The 17,457-nt window shown below is 64.2% G+C and carries 14 protein-coding genes and 2 pseudogenes; 13 read left to right on the top strand and 3 right to left on the bottom strand.

What is annotated here, in order from left to right:
* Positions 1–25: 25 nt before the first annotated feature.
* The 3 genes from QN084_RS18450 to QN084_RS18460 are packed head-to-tail and all read left to right on the top strand — an operon-like array spanning position 26 to position 3,878.
* Positions 26–691, top strand: coding sequence for a hypothetical protein (locus QN084_RS18450; protein WP_021471384.1), 666 nt, complete (start codon positions 26–28; stop codon positions 689–691).
* 44 nt (positions 692–735) lie between these two features.
* Positions 736–3,039: an NAD-dependent DNA ligase LigA gene (gene ligA / locus QN084_RS18455; RefSeq protein WP_031216190.1), complete on the top strand. Its 2,304-nt coding sequence runs from the start codon at positions 736–738 to the stop codon at positions 3,037–3,039.
* Positions 3,036–3,878: an inositol monophosphatase family protein gene (locus QN084_RS18460; RefSeq protein WP_021471382.1), complete on the top strand. Its 843-nt coding sequence runs from the start codon at positions 3,036–3,038 to the stop codon at positions 3,876–3,878. Before ligA ends, QN084_RS18460 begins: the two co-directional genes overlap by 4 nt.
* Positions 3,879–3,917: 39 nt before the next feature.
* Here the strand turns inward: QN084_RS18460 and QN084_RS18465 are convergent, their stop codons facing one another.
* A complete protein-coding gene (locus tag QN084_RS18465; RefSeq protein ID WP_021471381.1) occupies positions 3,918–5,285 on the bottom strand; it encodes an LLM class flavin-dependent oxidoreductase in 1,368 nt (455 codons plus the stop codon).
* 232 nt (positions 5,286–5,517) lie between these two features.
* Between QN084_RS18465 and QN084_RS18470 the strand changes: the two genes are divergently transcribed.
* From QN084_RS18470 to QN084_RS18485, 4 genes and pseudogenes are all read left to right on the top strand, one after another.
* Complete coding sequence (locus QN084_RS18470; protein WP_062095846.1) at positions 5,518–6,030, top strand: GNAT family N-acetyltransferase; 513 nt, start codon at positions 5,518–5,520, stop codon at positions 6,028–6,030.
* A 79-nt stretch (positions 6,031–6,109) separates the two neighbouring features.
* On the top strand, positions 6,110–6,400 hold the full coding sequence (locus QN084_RS18475; protein ID WP_062098648.1) for a transposase: 291 nt from the start codon (positions 6,110–6,112) through the stop codon (positions 6,398–6,400).
* A gap of 35 nt (positions 6,401–6,435) precedes the next feature.
* Positions 6,436–7,290, top strand: a pseudogene (locus tag QN084_RS18480) (IS3 family transposase); the annotation flags it as partial.
* Positions 7,291–7,336: 46 nt separating this feature from the next.
* A pseudogene (locus tag QN084_RS18485) lies at positions 7,337–7,600 on the top strand (Rid family hydrolase); the annotation flags it as partial.
* A gap of 70 nt (positions 7,601–7,670) precedes the next feature.
* On the opposite strand, the gene QN084_RS18490 reads toward QN084_RS18485, so the two are convergent.
* Both QN084_RS18490 and QN084_RS18495 read right to left on the bottom strand, forming a co-directional pair.
* The gene (locus tag QN084_RS18490) at positions 7,671–8,330 is read right to left on the bottom strand and encodes a response regulator (protein ID WP_031216188.1); all 660 of its coding nucleotides are present in this window, start codon (positions 8,328–8,330) and stop codon (positions 7,671–7,673) included.
* Entirely contained in the window at positions 8,323–10,050 is a 1,728-nt protein-coding gene (locus QN084_RS18495; protein ID WP_069696422.1) for a sensor histidine kinase, read from the bottom strand. The genes QN084_RS18490 and QN084_RS18495 overlap by 8 nt, the downstream gene beginning before the upstream one ends.
* 193 nt (positions 10,051–10,243) lie before the next feature.
* On the opposite strand from QN084_RS18495, the gene QN084_RS18500 reads away from it, so the two are divergent.
* The 6 genes from QN084_RS18500 (at position 10,244) to QN084_RS18525 (ending at position 17,431) form a co-directional block, all read left to right on the top strand.
* Positions 10,244–11,734 (top strand): CitMHS family transporter, encoded by a 1,491-nt coding sequence (locus tag QN084_RS18500; RefSeq protein ID WP_021471376.1) that lies wholly within the window; start codon positions 10,244–10,246, stop codon positions 11,732–11,734.
* 72 nt (positions 11,735–11,806) lie between these two features.
* Positions 11,807–12,103, top strand: coding sequence for an Asp-tRNA(Asn)/Glu-tRNA(Gln) amidotransferase subunit GatC (gatC, locus tag QN084_RS18505; RefSeq protein ID WP_021471375.1), 297 nt, complete (start codon positions 11,807–11,809; stop codon positions 12,101–12,103).
* 4 nt (positions 12,104–12,107) lie between these two features.
* A complete protein-coding gene (gene gatA, locus QN084_RS18510; protein ID WP_062095855.1) occupies positions 12,108–13,664 on the top strand; it encodes an Asp-tRNA(Asn)/Glu-tRNA(Gln) amidotransferase subunit GatA in 1,557 nt (518 codons plus the stop codon).
* Entirely contained in the window at positions 13,664–15,172 is a 1,509-nt protein-coding gene (gene gatB, locus QN084_RS18515; RefSeq protein WP_069696415.1) for an Asp-tRNA(Asn)/Glu-tRNA(Gln) amidotransferase subunit GatB, read from the top strand. Before gatA ends, gatB begins: the two co-directional genes overlap by 1 nt.
* A 243-nt stretch (positions 15,173–15,415) precedes the next feature.
* Positions 15,416–16,450, top strand: a complete 1,035-nt coding sequence (locus tag QN084_RS18520; protein ID WP_021471372.1) for an ABC transporter permease — start codon at positions 15,416–15,418, stop codon at positions 16,448–16,450.
* A 57-nt stretch (positions 16,451–16,507) separates the two neighbouring features.
* Positions 16,508–17,431, top strand: coding sequence for a carbohydrate ABC transporter permease (locus QN084_RS18525; protein WP_069696416.1), 924 nt, complete (start codon positions 16,508–16,510; stop codon positions 17,429–17,431).
* Positions 17,432–17,457 lie beyond the last annotated feature (26 nt).

Consider the following 17,457-nt stretch of genomic DNA (forward strand, 5'->3'; position numbering starts at 1 on the left):
AACGCCCCCAGCGAGGTCATGCCCCATGCAACCCACCGTTCTCCCTGCCGCCGTGCCCGCCTCCAGTCGGCGCCGCGTCCCTGCCGTTGTGGCGGGCGTACTGCTCGCCGCCGCCGTATGGCTGGCACCGCAGGGCACTGCCCACGCAGCGCCCTGCATCCCGGAGACGGCGGGAAGTTGTCCCTCCGTGGAAGCCCCGGGAGATCCGACTCCCACCGAACAGGTCCTCGCACCTGAAGTAACGAATACCAAGCCGGCGCCGGACCGTGACGTGAAGCCCGCGCCTGAACCAACCCGCGTCCACGACCGGAAGCAACCCGCGCCTGCTCCGGCTCCGGCAGCTCCCGCGCCGGCCGTCCAAGCGCCGCAGCCCGCCGTAGTCCAAGCCCCGGCGACTCTAGAGCCTGAGGTGGCCGAAACGCCGTCGGAAACTCCGACGGCGGCACCCACCGCTACAGCCACCGCCACGGCGAGTGCGACGCGGTCTGCCTCGCCGAGTCCCTCGAAGTCCTCCAATTGGGACACGCCGATCGATCAGGGCAAAGAAACCCAGGCCGCAGTCCTGGCCACGGGCAACTTCTCCGGGCCCAACATGCTGGGGCTTTTCGGCATCCTGGGCGGGGTACTGCTTGTTGGTTTGGGCGGCCTTGCGTTCGCGCTGTGGAGCAAGAACCGCCTGTCGTCGCACTGAGCGGCCCGCCACATAATGTCCGGGGTGTATAGCAAGATAGACCTGTGAGCACACCAGAGAATCCAGATCGGGTCAGCACCACATCCATGGCCACAGCCGCCGTCGCCGTAGAGGAGGGTGCGCCGCCGTCGGAAAACCTCCGGGAAGAGTACCAGGAACTGGTTGACCTGGTCCGGAAGTACCGGTACGCGTATTACCAAGAAGACGCTCCCACTGTTTCCGACGCTGAATATGACCTCCTGTACCGGCGCCTGGAGGAATTGGAAGCCCTCCATCCGGAGCTCGTCGCGAATGATTCACCCACCCAGGAAGTGGGCGGTGAGGTCTCCGCGGCTTTTGCCGCCGTCGAGCACCTCCAACGGATGTACAGCCTCGATGACGTGTTCTCGCTCGACGAGCTGGAGGCCTGGGTGCGGAAGGTCGAGGCGTCGGTGGCCAAGCTCGGGGACAGGGTCCCGCCGATCTCGTGGTTGACCGAGTTGAAGATCGATGGCCTGGCCGTGAACCTGCTGTACCGGGACGGCAAGCTGGTGCGCGCTGCTACCCGCGGCGATGGCACCACGGGTGAGGACATCACCCATAACGTCCTGACCATCAAGGAGATCCCGCGGCAGCTCAGCGGCTCGGGCTATCCGTCCGAAGTTGAGATCCGCGGCGAGGTCTTCATTCCGTCCAAGGCTTTCGCGGAATTCAACGACTCGTTGGTGGCAGCGGGCAAGGCGCCGCTGGCCAACCCCCGCAACGCCGCCGCGGGTTCGCTCCGGCAAAAAGATCCGGCGGAGACCGCCAAGCGTCCCCTCAGCATGTTCGTCCACGGCATCGGGGCGCGTGAAGGGCTGGATGCGGCCAGCCAGTCGGAGACCTACAAGCTCCTGGGCGAATGGGGACTCCCGGTCAGTCCCTACTCGAAGGTCCTGGACTCTTACGACGGCGTCCTGGAATTCATTGCCCACTACGGCGAACACCGCCACGGCCTCCTGCACGAGATCGACGGCATCGTGGTGAAGATCGATGACTTCGCCACCCAACGCGCACTCGGCTACACCTCCCGCGTGCCGAGGTGGGCCGCCGCGTACAAGTACCCGCCGGAAGAGGTCCACACCAAACTGCTGGACATCATGGTCAACGTCGGCCGGACCGGACGTGTCACTCCGTTCGGGTTGATGGAGCCCGTCAAGGTGTCCGGCTCCACCGTGGGCATGGCTACGCTGCACAACCAGGACGTCGTCAAAGCCAAAGGCGTGATGATCGGCGACATCGTGATTCTTCGCAAAGCCGGTGACGTCATCCCCGAAATTGTCGGTCCGGTACTGGCGCTCCGCGATAAGCAGGATCCGCCCGTCCGCGAATTCGTCATGCCCACCGAATGCCCTTCCTGCGGCACTCCGCTCGCGCCTTCCAAGGAGGGCGACGTGGACATCCGCTGCCCCAATGGAAAGTCCTGCCCTTCCCAGTTGCGTGAGCGGGTCTTCCACGTGGCCAGCCGTGGCGCCTTCGATATCGAGGCCCTCGGCTGGGAAGCGGCTATCGCTTTGACCCAGCCCGCAGAACCGGAGATTCCCCCGCTGACCAGCGAGGCCGCGCTGTTTGACTTGACGCGCGAAGATCTGGCAAACGTGATGATCCGCCGCGAGAAGAAATCCAAGGGCGTCGGCACAGGCCAGTACGAACTCGTTCCCTACTTCTATACGAAAGCCACGGCCAAGACGCCGTCAAAGCCCACTGCCACCACGGAGAAGCTTTTCACGGAGCTGGAGAAAGCCAAGAAGCAGCCCCTGTGGCGGGTGCTTGTAGCGTTGTCCATCCGCCACGTCGGTCCCACCGCCTCGCGGGCACTGGCAACCAACTTCGGAAGCATGGATGCCATTCGGAATGCGACCGAGGAACAACTGGCCCATGTGGACGGCGTCGGACCGACCATTGCGGCTGCCCTTAAGGAATGGTTCGCGGTTGACTGGCACAACGAGATCGTGGACAGGTGGGCTGCCGCCGGCGTTCGGATGGAGGATGACCGGGATACGGCTACTCCGCGCACGCTTGAAGGACTGACCGTGGTGGTCACGGGAACCCTGCCGAACTTCAGCCGGGATGAGGCCAAGGAAGCCATCATCATCCGTGGTGGCAAGGCGGCAGGCTCGGTATCGAAGAACACCAGCTATCTGGTGGCCGGGGAAAGCGCTGGTACCAAGCTGGACAAAGCGGAACAGCTCGGGATCCCGGTGTTGGATGAGGACGGATTCCGTGAGCTCCTGGCCAATGGGCCAGCTGCGCCGGAAGGTCAGCCCGCCACGTCTGAAGGCCAGGAGAACGTCGATGAAGCTGCCGCGCGGGAAGGGGAATCCGAATGAGCGCCGGGCATTCGCCCGCCGACGTCCTGGAATTGCTGGAGGTCGCCAAAACGGCGGCCGCAGCGGGAGCCTCAGTGCTTGCCCAACGTTCGGTCACCGGAAGCGGTGGTGACGGCCTCGGAATGAGTAACAAGGGCGAAGCCGGGGACTGGGTAACGGAGTTCGATCTCGCAGCGGAGAACGCCGTCAGCCGGGCCATCGCCCAGGCACGGCCACACGACACGATCACGGGCGAGGAACAAGGAACCACCCGGCCGGAGCAGGCGTCCGGCTATCGCTGGTCCATCGATCCGCTGGACGGCACCACCAACTTCATCCGCAACATTGTTTACTACGCCACGTCCGTTGCCGTGGCAGATGCCGACGGCGTGTGGCTTGCCGGCGTGGTCCACGCGCCGGCGCTGGGCCGCGTCTACTCGGCGGCCCGCGGGCACGGCGCATGGGTTGAGGTTGCCGGGACATCAACGCAGCTGACGGGCCCGGTCCCGGGGAGGAAAGGGCTGATCCTGGCAACGGGCTTCAGCTATGACCCCTCCACCCGCGCCAACCAGGTGGACGGGCTGGGTGAGCTCATGGAGGGCTTCGCTGATGTGCGGCGGTTGGGTTCGGCAGCACTGGACTTGTGCTTCGTCGCCGACGGCACCGTGGACGCCTTTGGCGAGCGGGGCCTCAACGAACACGATTACGCCGCCGGGGCCTTGATAGCCGAGGAGGCCGGTTGCTGGGTCCGCAGGCCAAAGCTGACAAGCCCGCTCGACGGCGGCCCAAGCACCGAAGACCGGTTGGCGGCCTGGACGTGCGCGGCCACGCTGGAGCTCTCCGGAAAGTTCCCTCTGTAGGGCTCCCATGATCCGCGCACTGGCCATCGCCAACTACCGCTAGAAGCCGGATCCGATCGAGGTTAGCTCCCGAGCGGGTGCGCCCGCGAAGCGGTTGACCGGCCGCTCCAGGCCATAGTGTCCCCGCAAGGTGGAAGCCGTGTATTCGGTACGGAACAGTCCACGCCGCTGAAGGATCGGCACCACCTGGTCCACGAACACTTCCAAACCTGATGGAAGCACCGGGGGCATGATGTTGAAGCCGTCCGCTGCTCCCGCGTCGAACCAGTCCTGAATGGCGTCCGCCACTTGTTCGGGGGTGCCGGAGAATGTCCGGTGCCCGCGCCCGCCGCCCAAACGACCGATGAGCTGCCGGACGGTGAGATGCTCGCGCCGCGCCAATTCCACGATCAGGGTGTAGCGGCTCTTGGCGCCCTCGATGTCGTCCTCCGATGGAAGATCGGCCGGGAGTTGGCGGTCCAATGGCAGGTCTTCGGGTGCGAGCCGGAGGGTCTTGGCCAGCTGCTCGCGGGCGTATTCGGGTTTGATCAGTTCATCGAGTTCGCGCTCGAGCCGGAGGGCCTCGGCCTCGGTGGACCCGATCACGGGAACGATGCCCGGGAGGATCTTGATGCTGTCACGATCACGGCCCGCCGCCACGGTCCGTGCTTTGAGGTCTGCATAGAAGGCTTGCCCGTCTGCCAGTGTTTGGTGGGCGGTGAACACGGCTTCGGCGTAGTGGGCTGCGAGCTTCTTGCCGTTATCGGAGGAGCCGGCCTGGACGATCAGCGGGTGGCCCTGCGGAGAACGAGGGACATTGAGCGGGCCGCGGACCCGGAAGTGCTTGCCTTCGTGTTCTATTGCCCGGATCCTGGTGGAGTCGCCCCAGACGCCGGCGGCCTTGTCCGCGGGCACGGCGTCGTCCTCCCAGCTGTCCCAGAGTTTTTGGGCCACGTCGATGAACTCGGCGGCGCGCTCATAGCGGACGGCGTGGGCCGGCTGGTCGTCGACGCCGAAGTTGCGCGCCGCGTCCGGTCCCGCCGTCGTGACAACGTTCCACCCGGCCCGCCCGCCGCTGACCCAGTCCACCGAAGCGAAACGGCGTGCAAGGTTGAAGGGCTCGTTGTAGGTGGTGGAGGCGGTGGCGATCAGGCCGATCTTCTGTGTCGCTCCTGCGATGGCGGTGAGCAGGACGGTGGGTTCCAGCTTGCCGGCAGGGCGGCGCCCCACCTCGCCGAAGAGCACGGGGGAGTCGGCGAAGAAAATCGAGTCCAGCTTTCCGCGTTCGGCGGTGCGGGCCAGGTTTTGGTAATGCTCGATCCTGGTGGAGGCCAAGGGGTCGCTTTCCGGGAGCCGCCAGGAGGCCTCGTGGTGGCCGGTGCTCATGAGGAACGCGTTGAGGTGCAGCTGGCGCGGTGGTGTGGGCATGGTCGATTCCTTTGGTTTTGGGGTGGCGTGGTCAGGTTTGCCCACTTCAGCATGGCCGCGGCTCAGGGCGCCAGCCTTCCGAAACAAGGCCGCAACGGGGCGAAACCGGGCTTCATAGCGCGCAATCGGACTCAATCCCGCGATACCGGGTGACACACACAGGAGTGATAGTTCTGTCACGGAAAGCGCTGTTTCGCCGAATGCAACGCCCGGTTACAAATACCATTGACAGGTGCTTTCGCCGATTACTGTCCGTCCCGCCCTTCCCGAAGACTACGACGCCGTTGCCCGCATAACGCAGGATTCATACGTCACTGCGGGGTACTACGGCAGCGCGGATCACCCGTACCTGCAGGAGCTTAAGAACGTGGCAGGCCGGGCGCAGCATGCGGACGTCTTGGTGGCCGAACGCGACGGGACCATCATCGGCTCAGTGACCGCGGCTCCCGCCGGAGGCGGTTTCTCCGACATTGGCTTGGACGGCGAGCTGGAGCTGCGGACCCTCGTGGTGGATCCGGCGGTGCAGCGCTCCGGCGCGGGCACTGCCTTGGTGAGTGCCGTCGTCGAGCAGGCCAAGGCGAGCGACGGCATCAATGCCGTGTGCCTCACCACCGGCGCCACGTGGGAGAGCGCCAACGCCCTCTACAACCGGACCGGTTTCGACCGGGTCCCCGAACGGGACTGGTTCGTTCCCGGCACCGACATAAAGTTGTTCGTTTACAGGCTTGAGCTCTCCCGGTCCTAGAGTTTTCCTCGGAAAACCCGGCAACAGGCCGGGTGAGGTGTACTACTGATGTGAGACACAGTTTGAAAGGATTGTGCTCATGTCTGCTCGACCTACCTATTCCGATGAGTTCAAGGCCGATGCCGTCGCTTTGGCGGCGTCTTCGGGGCGTCCGTTGCCTGCCGTTGCTGCTGATCTCGGGATCTCGTTGACTGCTCTGAAGCGGTGGATTCGGTTGGCCCGTGAGGCTGATCAGGAAAGCGGTGGCAAGCCCGATGACCCGGTAGATCCGGTGAAATTCAAAGCCATGGAGGCCCGGCTGCGGGAGCTCGAGCGGGAGAATGATTTCCTGAAAAAAGTTTCGGCGTTCTTCGCCAAAGAACAGCGGTAGAAGATCTCTACCGCGTTGTTCAGGAGGAGAACGCCGACTTTCCAGTGGCATGGATGTGCCGGCAGTTGGGGCTTCCACGGGCCTCGTACTACCGGTGGCGGGACGCTGAGGAGACACCGACCGCGGCCCGTCACCGGGACCTGACGGACCAGGTGAGGACCGTCTTCGATTCCTCTGACGGGATCTTCGGTCACCGCATGGTGCATACCAAACTTGTTGCCGCCGGCATCGAGGTGTCGGTGGGCACCGTGGCGGGGATCATGGCTGAGAACGGATGGGCGGCAAAGCGGATGCGCGCCTTCAAGCGCACCACCATAGCCTCGGATCCGGACAAGGTCTTCGCGGACCTCATCGGCCGGGACTTCACGGCAGATGCCCCGGGCACCCGTTTGGTGGGCGATATTACCTACTTGCGGACCGGTGAGGGCTGGCTGTATCTGGCCACCGTCATTGACCTGTGCACCAGGATGGTCGTCGGTTGGGCCATGGCGGACCACATGCGCGCCTCGTTGGTTACCGGGGCCCTGAGGATGGCCAGAGACCGCGGCCACCTGACCCCGAACGCCATCTTTCACAGCGATCGCGGCACGCAGTACACGTCCCGCGAAATGGGCGCCTGGTGCGCCGGAAACAAGATACGCCAATCGATGGGCGCTACCGGGGTGTGTTGGGACAATGCCGTAGCCGAATCGCTGTTCTCATCGCTGAAAAACGAGTTCTACCATCACCACAGCTTCGAGACCCGCCAGGACGCCAGACGGGCCACGATGCGCTATATCGAAGTGTTCTACAACCGCTGGCGGCCTCACACCAACAACAAGGGTCTCCCGCCGGCGACGGCAATGGCCAACTTCACAACCAACAGCCAGCCCCTGCCCGCTGCTGCCTGACCGAAAAGAAACTACCCGGCTGTCTCACATCCTTGACACACCTCAGATTGTGGGCGATGACTTCTACTCGCAGACCAAGTACATCCTCGAGAAGCTCGGCGCCGTCCTGGAAGAAGCCGGCTTCTCCTACGCGGACGTTGTTCAGTCCAAGCTCTACCTGACGGAAATCAGCAAGTGGGAAGACGCCGGCCGCGCACACGGTGAAGTTTTCGGCGAGATCCGGCCCACCCTTTCCCTGGTGCACGTTCTGCCGTTCCTTGATCCGCAGATGCTGGTGGAGATCGAACTGGTGGCACAGAAGTCCGCGTAGCGCACCCAACTGGGTCGCAGTTAAGCGCGTTTAGCGTGCTCAAAACGCGCACAATTGCGACTCAGATGGGTCAGCCCGGGATGCCGTAGCGGTGTTCCGGGCGGCCCGTGGTCCCGTAGCGCAGTTGGATTTCGACGGCGCCATCGTCCGCGAGCGAGGACAGGTACCTTTGCGCCGTGGCCCGGGACACGCCCACGCGGTCTGCGACTTCGGCCGCCGAATACTGCTCGCCAGGCACCAAGGACTCCAGGACTGCCGCCTCGGTAGCCGAACGGGGTTTGGCCGACGGCGTGACGTCGCCGGGGATCAGGGCACGCTTGGCCCGCTCGATGCTTGCCTGGTCAACGCTGGTTTGTTGCCCCAGGATGCGGCGGTACCGGGCGTAGGAGCGTAGCTGCTGGGACAGGGATTCCGCGGTGAAGGGTTTGAGCATGTAACCGAGGGCACCGCGGCGCAGAGCCACGCGGATGGATTGCGCATCCGAGGCCGCCGTCAGCATCACGGCATCGACGTCGAGCTGGCCCAGCAGGTCAAGCCCTGAACCGTCGGGCAGATAGACGTCCAGCAACACGAGGTCCGGGCGCAGGCTGTGGATCGCCTGCAACGCCTGGGACACTGAGCCCACGGGCGCCAACGCCATGAATCCCGCCACGGAATCGACGTAGGCCGCGTGCAGCCTGGCTACGTGGAAGTCGTCGTCCACGATCAACACTCTCAAGTCCTCAGCCAATGCTGTCCTTCCTCGCCGTTGGCCCCGTCCCGGTTTCCGGTGCATCCATGTCGTCGTCCCGCACACCCGTGCCGCCCATGACGCCCGGAACGGTGGCCATGAAGACCGCCCCGGGTCCGCCGGGCGTGCCGCTCTCCAGAACCCTGACCTCGCCGCCCCGGCGACGCGCCAGGTTCCTGACCAACGCCAGCCCGAAGCCTTGTCCGGCTGCCGCGGCGGACGGTTGCGCCGCCGTCGTGAATCCTTCCGCGAAGACCTCCTCGGGTCCGGCACCTGCCAAACCATCTCCCGAGTCTGCCACCACTATGTGCAAGGTCCCGCCGTGGCCGGCGTCGTCCAACAGTTCCACTTCCACCCACCGTTCGGCTGCGGAACCCCCGACGGCGGCACTCACGGCGTTGTCGATGAGGTTGCCGAGCACTGTGGTGACGTCCTGGGGATCCACGACGTGGCCGCGTACCAGGGTTTCCGGACCGATGCGCAGGCTGACGCCCCGTTCGGAGGCTTCCACGCTCTTGGCGCCGATGAATGCCTGCAGGTAGGGATCCTGGAGCAGCTCCGCCTGTTCCACAGGGAACTTCAGCGGTCCCGTGGCTGAGAGCCGTTCCAGGTATGTCTTGGCCTGTTCGTGCTGGCCGATGCTCATGAAGCCGGCAATCGTGTGGAGCTGGTTGGCGAACTCGTGGCGTTGGGCGCGCAGGGCCGTGGACATGGTTCCGACCGCGTCCAACTGCCGGGTGAGCTGCTGCAGTTCGGTGCGGTCGCGCAGCATGACCACCCAACCGAGGTCCTCCTTGCGGTGCCAGGCTTTGCGGGCACTCGCCACGAGGACGCGTCCACCGGCCACAACCTCGACGGCCTCGGCGTCTTGGGCCGCAGGGCGGGTGAGTTGCTTGAGCTGGCCGGGAACGTTGGCGGATGCCCAGTCCTGGCCGGTGATGTCCGGAAGGTCGAGGAGCCGCGATGCGGCAGCATTGAAGACCGAAATCCGACCGTCGGCAGCGATGCCGATCACGCCGTCGTCCACGCCCTGCAACACGGCCACCTGATCGTGGACCAGGGTGCTGATTTCCTCTGGTTCCAGCCCCAACGTCAGGCGCTGCAGGCGGTGGCGGAGCAGGAACGATGCCAGGACTCCGGCCAGCAGGGCGCCGCCGGCGGTCAGGGCGATCGGCACGATGTCCCGGGCAAGGCTCCTGGTCAGTGACTCCACTGAGTACCCCACGCTGACTTCGCCCACGATCGTGCCGGTCCGGTCCGCGGGGCCGGGGGCATAGACGGGAACTTTCGCACCTGCGGAGGGGCCCAACGTGCCGGTGTTGCGGGTGGTGATTTCTTCACCGCCCAGGGCAACGGAAGGATCCGTGCTGACCCGTTCGCCAAGGCGGGCGGGTTCAGGGTGGGCCAGTCGCAGGCCGGTCTCGTCGGTGATCACCACAAACAGGGCGCCGGTACGGACCCGGGCCGCTTCGGCTGCGGCTTGGAGCGGTCCCTGCAGAAGGACCGGCGGGGGAGGGGTGCCTTCCTCCTTGCTGATGTCCTGGACGTCGGCCCGTACATCGGGGTCGGCGGCGACGGTCCGGGCGAGCGTAAGGGCTTGGTTCTCGGCTTCAGTGCCAATCCGGTCATAGACGAGCCAGGCGTGAACGGCGCCGCTGAGCAGCACCACCAGAAGCACGACGCCGAGTTGGAGAAGGAGCGTCTGGGTGGAAAACCGCATGCTGACATTGCTGCTGCGCACCTTCGCTCCTTTCCGTCATCTCCATTGAAGCATTGAGCACAATGCGCAAAACGTGCGCAACGAGCAGTACTTCCATCAATTCCCACAAACCCCTGCACGTGACCGGGACCACCCTAGGTTTGTAGTGCGCATCACACCGAAGTGTGCCATTCACAGTAGTAAGGAGCCGGCCGTGCTGGTTTTGCTTGGATTCGCAATGATTGCGGTATTCATGGTCCTGATCATGACCAAAAAACTGACGCCAGTCCTGGCGTTGATCATCGTCCCCACCGTTTTCGGACTTTTCGCCGGCGCCGGGCTGGGAATCGGGCCCATGGTCATGGATTCGATGAAGTCCATGACGTCCACGGCCGCGCTCCTCATGTTCGCGATCATCTACTTCGGCTTGATGATCGACGTCGGGCTCTTCGATCCGCTGGTGAAGTTCATCCTCCGCAAGCTCGGCAACGACCCCGCCAAGGTGGTCCTCGGCACCGCGATCCTCGCTGCGGCGGTTTCCCTTGACGGCGACGGCTCCACCACCTTCATCCTCACGACGGCCGCGATGCTGCCTGTCTACCTGCGGCTCAAGATGAGCCCCGTGGTCCTCACCTGCGTGGCAGGCCTCGCCAACGGCACCATGAACATCCTGCCGTGGGGCGGCCCCACCGCCCGCGCCGCCACCGCACTGCACCTGGACGTCAACGACGTCTTCGTTCCCATGGTCCCGTCGTTGATCGTCGGCCTCATCGTTGTCCTGGTCTTCGCCTGGCTGCTCGGCCTGCAGGAACGCAACCGCCTCCGCGCCACCGCTCCGGAAATCTGGGGTGACGTCGCCGGCGGTTCGGACGCGTTCGACGGCGGCAAGGGCCGCGGCGGTTCTGTCGCCGGCGGTTCGCGCAACGGCGGACCCCGCTTTGGCCGTACCGGCACAGCCACAGGCGCCGGCAAGCCGGGCACCGGGGGAGGCACCGGCGTCGCAGTCCTCGAACGCGCCGAAGAATTGGTGGACGAGCATGACACCGCCATGGCGGATACGGCACTGGACCCCAACCGCTCAACGCTTCGTCCCAAGCTGTTCTGGTTCAACCTCGGCCTGACGGTCGCCGTCATGGTCACCCTGGTTGCCAACATCGTCCCGCTGCCGTTCGTCTTCATGGTCGGTTCCGCAATCGCCCTGCTGGTGAACTTCCCCAAGGTCAAGGACCAAGGCGCACAGCTGATCGCCCACGCACCCTCGATCGTGGCAGTGGTCAGCATGGTCATGGCAGCCGCAGTCCTCACCGGCGTCCTCAACGGCACGGGCATGGTCAAGGCGATGTCCGAGTGGCTCGTTCAGATCATTCCCTCGGAAATGGGCCCCTTCATGGCCGTCATCACCGGCGTGCTCAGCATTCCCATGACGTTCTTCATGAGCAACGATGCCTTCTACTTCGGTGTCCTCCCGGTCCTCAGCGAAACCGCGGCACACTACGGCGTCGATGCCGTCGACATGGCCCGGGCCTCCATCACCGGCCAGCCGTTCCACCTGCAGAGCCCGCTGGTTCCGGCAATCCTCCTGCTGGTCTCCCTGGCCAAGGTGGACCTCGGCGACCACCACAAGAAGGTCCTGTGGCGCACCGCCGTCATCTCGCTCGTCATGCTCGCCGTGGGCATGCTGACCGGAGCCATCGGCATCGGCTGACCGTCGCACGTCCGTGCAGCCAAGCCAAGTAGACTGGTTCGGAAAACCATTTGAACTTTGCAGGGGAGATCCATGGCTGCGATCAACCGTGACGACGTCGCGCATCTTGCGCGTCTGGCTCACATTGAGATGAGTGACGAAGAACTGGACAGGATGGCGGGCGAACTGGCCGTCATCGTGGACGCGGTGAAGTCCGTGAGTGAAGCCGCCGGGGATGATGTACCGGCCACGTCCCACCCTATTCCGTTGACCAACGTGTTCCGCGAGGACGTTGTTGGCCACACCTTCACGGCGGACCAGGCGCTGTCCGGAGCCCCGGATGCGGCCGAGAACCGCTTCAAGGTCCCGGCAATCCTGGATGAGGACTAACACGATGACTGAACAGAACAACGAACTCATTCGCCACTCAGCTGCCGACCTCGCCGCCAAGCTGGGCGCAGGCGACGTCTCCGCCGTCGAGGTCACCCAGGCGCACCTGGACCGGATCGCGGACGTCGACGGCCAGGTCAACGCCTTCCTGCACGTCAACGCCGAAGAGGCCCTGGCCGTCGCTGCCGAGGTGGACGCCGCCCGTGCAGCCGGCGAGGACCTGCACGCACTCGCCGGTGTGCCGATCGCGGTGAAGGACCTGATCGTCACCATCGGCCAGCCCACCACGGCGGGCTCCAAGATCCTCGAGGGCTGGCACAGCCCCTACGACGCCACGGTGATCAAGAAGCTCCGTGCCGCGAAGATGCCGATCCTCGGCAAGACCAACCTTGACGAGTTCGCCATGGGTTCCTCCACGGAGCACTCCGCGTTCGGGCCCACCCGCAACCCGTGGGACCTGGACCGGATCCCCGGCGGTTCAGGCGGCGGGTCAGCTGCCGCCGTCGCTGCTTTTGAAGCGCCGCTCGCCCTGGGCACGGATACCGGCGGATCCATCCGCCAGCCCGGTGCCGTCACCGGAACCGTGGGCATGAAGCCGACGTATGGTGCCGTGTCCCGTTACGGGGCCATTGCGATGGCTTCGTCGCTGGACCAGATCGGTCCTGTGTCCCGTACGGTGCTGGACTCCGCACTCCTGCAGGAAGTCATTGGCGGCCACGATCCTTTCGACTCCACGTCACTGACCGATCCGTTCACCAACCTGGTTGAGGCTGCCCGCCTGGGCAACGTTGCCGGGATGAAGATCGGCATCATCAAGGAACTGCACGGCGAGGGCTACCAGGCCGGCGTCGAGAACCGTTTCAACGAATCCCTCGAGCTGCTCAAGGAAGCCGGAGCGGAAATCGTCGAGGTCTCCTGCCCCAACCTGAAGTACGCCCTAGGTGCCTACTACCTCATCATGCCCTCCGAGGTCTCCAGCAACCTGGCCAAGTTCGACGGCGTCCGGTACGGTCTGCGGGTACTGCCCAAGGATGGTCCCATGACCATTGAACGTGTGATGGCAGCCACGCGCGCCGCTGGTTTCGGCGACGAAGCCAAGCGCCGCATCATCCTTGGAACCTATGCTTTGAGCGCCGGCTACTACGACGCCTACTACGGTTCCGCGCAGAAGGTCCGCACGCTCATCCAGCGCGACTTCGATGCTGCGTTCGCCCAGGCGGACGTCCTGATCTCCCCGACGGCGCCCACCACGGCGTTCAAGCTGGGGGAGAAGCTCGACGATCCGCTGGCCATGTACCTGAACGACGTGGCTACGATTCCTGCCAACCTGGCCGGCATTCCGGGCCTCTCGCTGCCGGGCGGCCTGGCCGATGAAGATGGTCTGCCGGTTGGTATCCAGCTGCTGGCTCCGGCCCGCGAGGATGCACGCCTCTACCGCGTGGGCGCGGTGCTCGAATCCGCCCTCGAAGAGAAGTGGGGCGGCCCGATGCTTGCGCAGGCACCTCTGTTGAATAAAGCCGGGCTCGGCACTGTTACATCTACCGCCGGAGGTTCCAACTAATGTCCATCGACGCAATCCTGAGCTTCGAAGAAGCCATGGAGAAGTACGATCCCGTCCTGGGGTTTGAGGTCCACGTTGAGCTCAACACCAAGACCAAGATGTTCTCCTCAGCCCCGAACGTCTTCGGCGACGAGCCGAACACCAATGTCAACGAGGTGGACCTGGGCATGCCCGGTGTCCTTCCCGTCGTCAACAAGGCGGCTGTGGAGTCATCCATCAAGATCGGCCTCGCCCTGAACTGCAAGATCGCCGAGTCCTGCCGTTTTGCCCGGAAGAACTACTTCTACCCGGACACGCCCAAGAACTTCCAGACCTCGCAGTATGACGAGCCCATTGCCTACGACGGCTACCTGGACATCGAGCTCGAGGACGGCACGGTCTTCCGCGTCGAGATCGAGCGTGCCCACATGGAAGAGGACGCCGGAAAGCTGACCCACATGGGCGGCGCCGCAGGCCGCATCCAGGGCGCCGACTACTCCTTGGTGGATTACAACCGCGCCGGTGTTCCCCTCGTGGAAATCGTCACCAAGCCGATTGAGGGCGCGGGCAGCCGCGCACCGGAACTCGCGAAGGCCTATGTGGCTGCCGTCCGCGAGATCGTGAAGAACCTTGGCGTGTCCGACGCCCGCATGGAACGCGGCAACGTCCGTTGCGATGCGAACGTGTCCCTGCGCCCGCACGGCCAGGAGCGCTTCGGTATCCGCTCGGAGACCAAGAACGTCAACTCGCTGCGCGCCGTAGAACACGCCGTCCGCTACGAAATCCAGCGTCACGCCGCGGTGCTGGATTCCGGCCAGCCGGTTGTCCAGGAGACGCGCCACTGGCACGAGGACACCCGTTCGACGACGTCGGGCCGGGCCAAGTCCGACGCCGACGACTACCGCTACTTCCCGGAGCCGGACCTGGTTCCCGTGGTTGCCTCGCGTGAATGGGTGGAGGAGCTTCGCGCCACCCTCCCCGAGCCGCCGGCCGAGCGCAGGAAGCGCCTCAAGGAAGCCTGGGGCTACTCCGACCTCGAATTCCGCGACGTCGTCAACGCCGGGGTCATGGACTCCATCGAGGAAACCGTCGCTGCCGGTGCCACGGCCGACGTAGCCCGCAAGTGGTGGATGGGCGAGGTTGTTGGCCGCGCCAAGGTTGCCGACGTGGAACCGGCAGAACTCGGCGTCACCCCGCAGCTGATTGTTGAACTCAACAAGCTTGTTGAGGGCGGCAAGATCAACAACAAGATGGCATCCCAGGTACTGGACGGCGTCCTCGCCGGAGAAGGTACCCCGGAGGAGATCATCGCCAAGCGCGGCCTGGCCGTGGTTTCCGACGACGGCCCCCTCCTGGAAGCCATTGACGCAGCCCTGGCAGCCCAGCCGGACGTCGCCGAGAAGATCCGCGGCGGCAAGATCCAGGCCATCGGCGCCATCGTGGGCGGGGTCATGAAGGCCACGCGCGGGCAAGCCGATGCCGGACGCGTCCGTGAGCTGATCCTCGAGAAGCTCGGTGTCCAGGGCTAGTTAGCCCAACCAGCTGGCAGCAAGGGTTGTTTTGAGCGATCAAAACAACCACTGCTGCCAGCTATTTTTTTGTCTCAGCCGCGTTTTTGTCTCAGCCCCGCGCTGTGACGAAAAGTGATTTCTAAGCGCAGTTTCGATCACGATGTTGCAAAAAGAGATGCGAGTCACTTATGGTTTGTTAAACGGTTAACGAGCGTGGCTTGAATCACATCGATGGTTTCGCTCAGCACTTGAGGAGACTGCATGAACTCGACGACGGAACAGGCTCCGGCACCGCCGGAAGCTCGCCGAGTCCCGGATCCGGCGGGCGTAACAGTCCGCGGCTCCGGTCCGAAGAAGCGGAAGAGGAGCAACGTCCCGAAGCAGAGTTTCCGGGCCCGCCTGCGGCGCGACAAGCAGATGCTGCTCATGATGCTCCCGGGAGTGGCCTTTCTCCTGCTCTTTTTCTACATACCGATCCTGGGCAACGTCATCGCGTTCCAGGACTACCAGCCCTACCTGGGCATCGGCGACAGCCTGTGGGTGGGCTGGCAGAACTTCGTGGACCTTTTCGGCAATCCGGACTTCATCCACGCTTTCTGGAACACCTTGTACCTGGCCGCCTGGCAGTTGGTCTTCCTCTTCCCGGTGCCGCTGGTACTGGCATTGATCGTGGATTCACTGATCAGCACCCGCGTCCGCCGGATTTTCCAAAGCATCGCCTACCTGCCGCACTTTCTTTCCTGGGTCTTGGTCATCGCGTTCTTCCAGCAGATGCTCGGCGGCGCAGGTTTCGTCAACAACGTGCTCCGGGACTGGGGCATGGAACCGATCCCGTTCCTGACCAACCCGGAGACGTTCCCGGTGTTGGTGGTGGTCCAGATGATCTGGAAGGACGCCGGCTGGGCAATGATCATCTTCCTTGCGGCACTTGCCAGCATTGATGCCTCGCTCTACGAAGCGGCAGCGGCCGACGGTGCGGGTCGCTGGCGCAGGATGTGGCACATCACCCTGCCCGGCCTCAGGCCCGTGATCGTCCTCCTGCTCATCCTTCGCATTGGCGACATTCTTTCCGTGGGATTCGAACAGTTCATCCTGCAACGGGACGCCGTGGGGGCAGGCGCCGCGGAAGTGCTCGACACCTTCACCTACTACACGGGCGTGGTGGGAGGCGGCTGGAGCTCGGGCGCGGCAGCCGGCCTGGCCAAGGGCATCGTCAGCGCCCTGCTGATATATGGCGCCAACAAACTTGCCCACCGCTTCGGCGAAGACGGAATCTTCGCACAACGAGTGCGCTGACAGCCACGCTGACCCGCGCGCCTGCCGCGCTGCGCCCGCCGCATTAGGAGAAACCCCATGGCAACAACACTTTTCACCAGGAAACCCCGGGAGCTTAGCTACAACCCCAAGCGCCCCGTGTGGAAGGAGAAGCCTTCCGCCCTGTATCAAACGGTCAAAGCGGTAGTCCTGGTTGTCTTCAGCGTGTCCATCCTGACGCCCATTTTGCTGGTCGTCTCCACGTCCCTGGCTGACAACGAACAACTCGTGAAGGCCGGCGGGTTCGTGCTCTGGCCCGAACGTCCAACCTTGGAAGCCTACGCCACCATTTTCAAGGGCCCCATGGTGCTCCAATCCCTCGGGGTCAGCATGCTGGTAACCGTGGTGGGTACCATCCTGGCGCTGTTTGTGACCATCACCATGGCCTACGCCACCAGCCGCACGGTCCTTTTTGGCCGTCCGGTGGTCCTTGCGGTCCTGTTGACCCTCCTGTTCGCACCGGGCCTGATTCCGTCCTTTCTGATGATCCGCCAGCTTGGCCTGTTGGATTCGTTGTGGTCGCTGATCCTTCCGGGCATTTTCGGGGCCTTCAACTTTGTGGTCATGCGTTCGTTCTTCATGAATATCCCGGGCGAGCTCATCGAAAGTGCCAGGATCGACGGCGCCAACGACTGGCAAATCCTGTGGCGCATCGTGATGCCGCTGTCCAAAGCCGTGATCGCCGTCGTCGGGCTGTTTTACGCAGTGGGCTTTTGGAACTCGTTCTTCAACGCTTTGCTCTACATCAACGACCACAGCAAGTGGCCCATCCAGTTGCTGCTCCGCAATTTCGTGGTCCAGGGCAGCGGTGCGGCGGACCAGTTGGGAATCACCACCTCACCGCCACCGCAGTCCATCCAGATGGCAGTGGTGGTGGTAGCGCTTGTCCCGATCCTGATGGTCTACCCGTTCCTCCAAAGGCACTTCGCCAAGGGCGTGATCACCGGCGCCGTCAAGGGCTAGCGCCACGCCGGGAACACGGGTTCACC

Source organism: Paenarthrobacter sp. R1 (assembly GCF_030264015.1).
Taxonomy (GTDB): Bacteria; Actinomycetota; Actinomycetes; order Actinomycetales; family Micrococcaceae; genus Arthrobacter; species Arthrobacter ureafaciens.

Excerpts from the sequence above, each read along its gene's own strand:
- QN084_RS18460 (WP_021471382.1), top strand. The coding sequence starts at position 3,036 with ATGAGCGCCGGGCATTCGCCCGCCGACGTCCTGGAATTGCTGGAGGTC.
- QN084_RS18525 (WP_069696416.1), top strand. The coding sequence starts at position 16,508 with ATGGCAACAACACTTTTCACCAGGAAACCCCGGGAGCTTAGCTACAAC.
- gatA (WP_062095855.1), top strand. The coding sequence starts at position 12,108 with ATGACTGAACAGAACAACGAACTCATTCGCCACTCAGCTGCCGACCTC.
- gatC (WP_021471375.1), top strand. The coding sequence starts at position 11,807 with ATGGCTGCGATCAACCGTGACGACGTCGCGCATCTTGCGCGTCTGGCT.
- QN084_RS18520 (WP_021471372.1), top strand. The coding sequence starts at position 15,416 with ATGAACTCGACGACGGAACAGGCTCCGGCACCGCCGGAAGCTCGCCGA.
- QN084_RS18450 (WP_021471384.1), top strand. The coding sequence starts at position 26 with ATGCAACCCACCGTTCTCCCTGCCGCCGTGCCCGCCTCCAGTCGGCGC.
- QN084_RS18495 (WP_069696422.1), bottom strand. The coding sequence starts at position 10,050 with ATGCGGTTTTCCACCCAGACGCTCCTTCTCCAACTCGGCGTCGTGCTT.
- gatB (WP_069696415.1), top strand. The coding sequence starts at position 13,664 with ATGTCCATCGACGCAATCCTGAGCTTCGAAGAAGCCATGGAGAAGTAC.
- QN084_RS18465 (WP_021471381.1), bottom strand. The coding sequence starts at position 5,285 with ATGCCCACACCACCGCGCCAGCTGCACCTCAACGCGTTCCTCATGAGC.
- QN084_RS18475 (WP_062098648.1), top strand. The coding sequence starts at position 6,110 with ATGTCTGCTCGACCTACCTATTCCGATGAGTTCAAGGCCGATGCCGTC.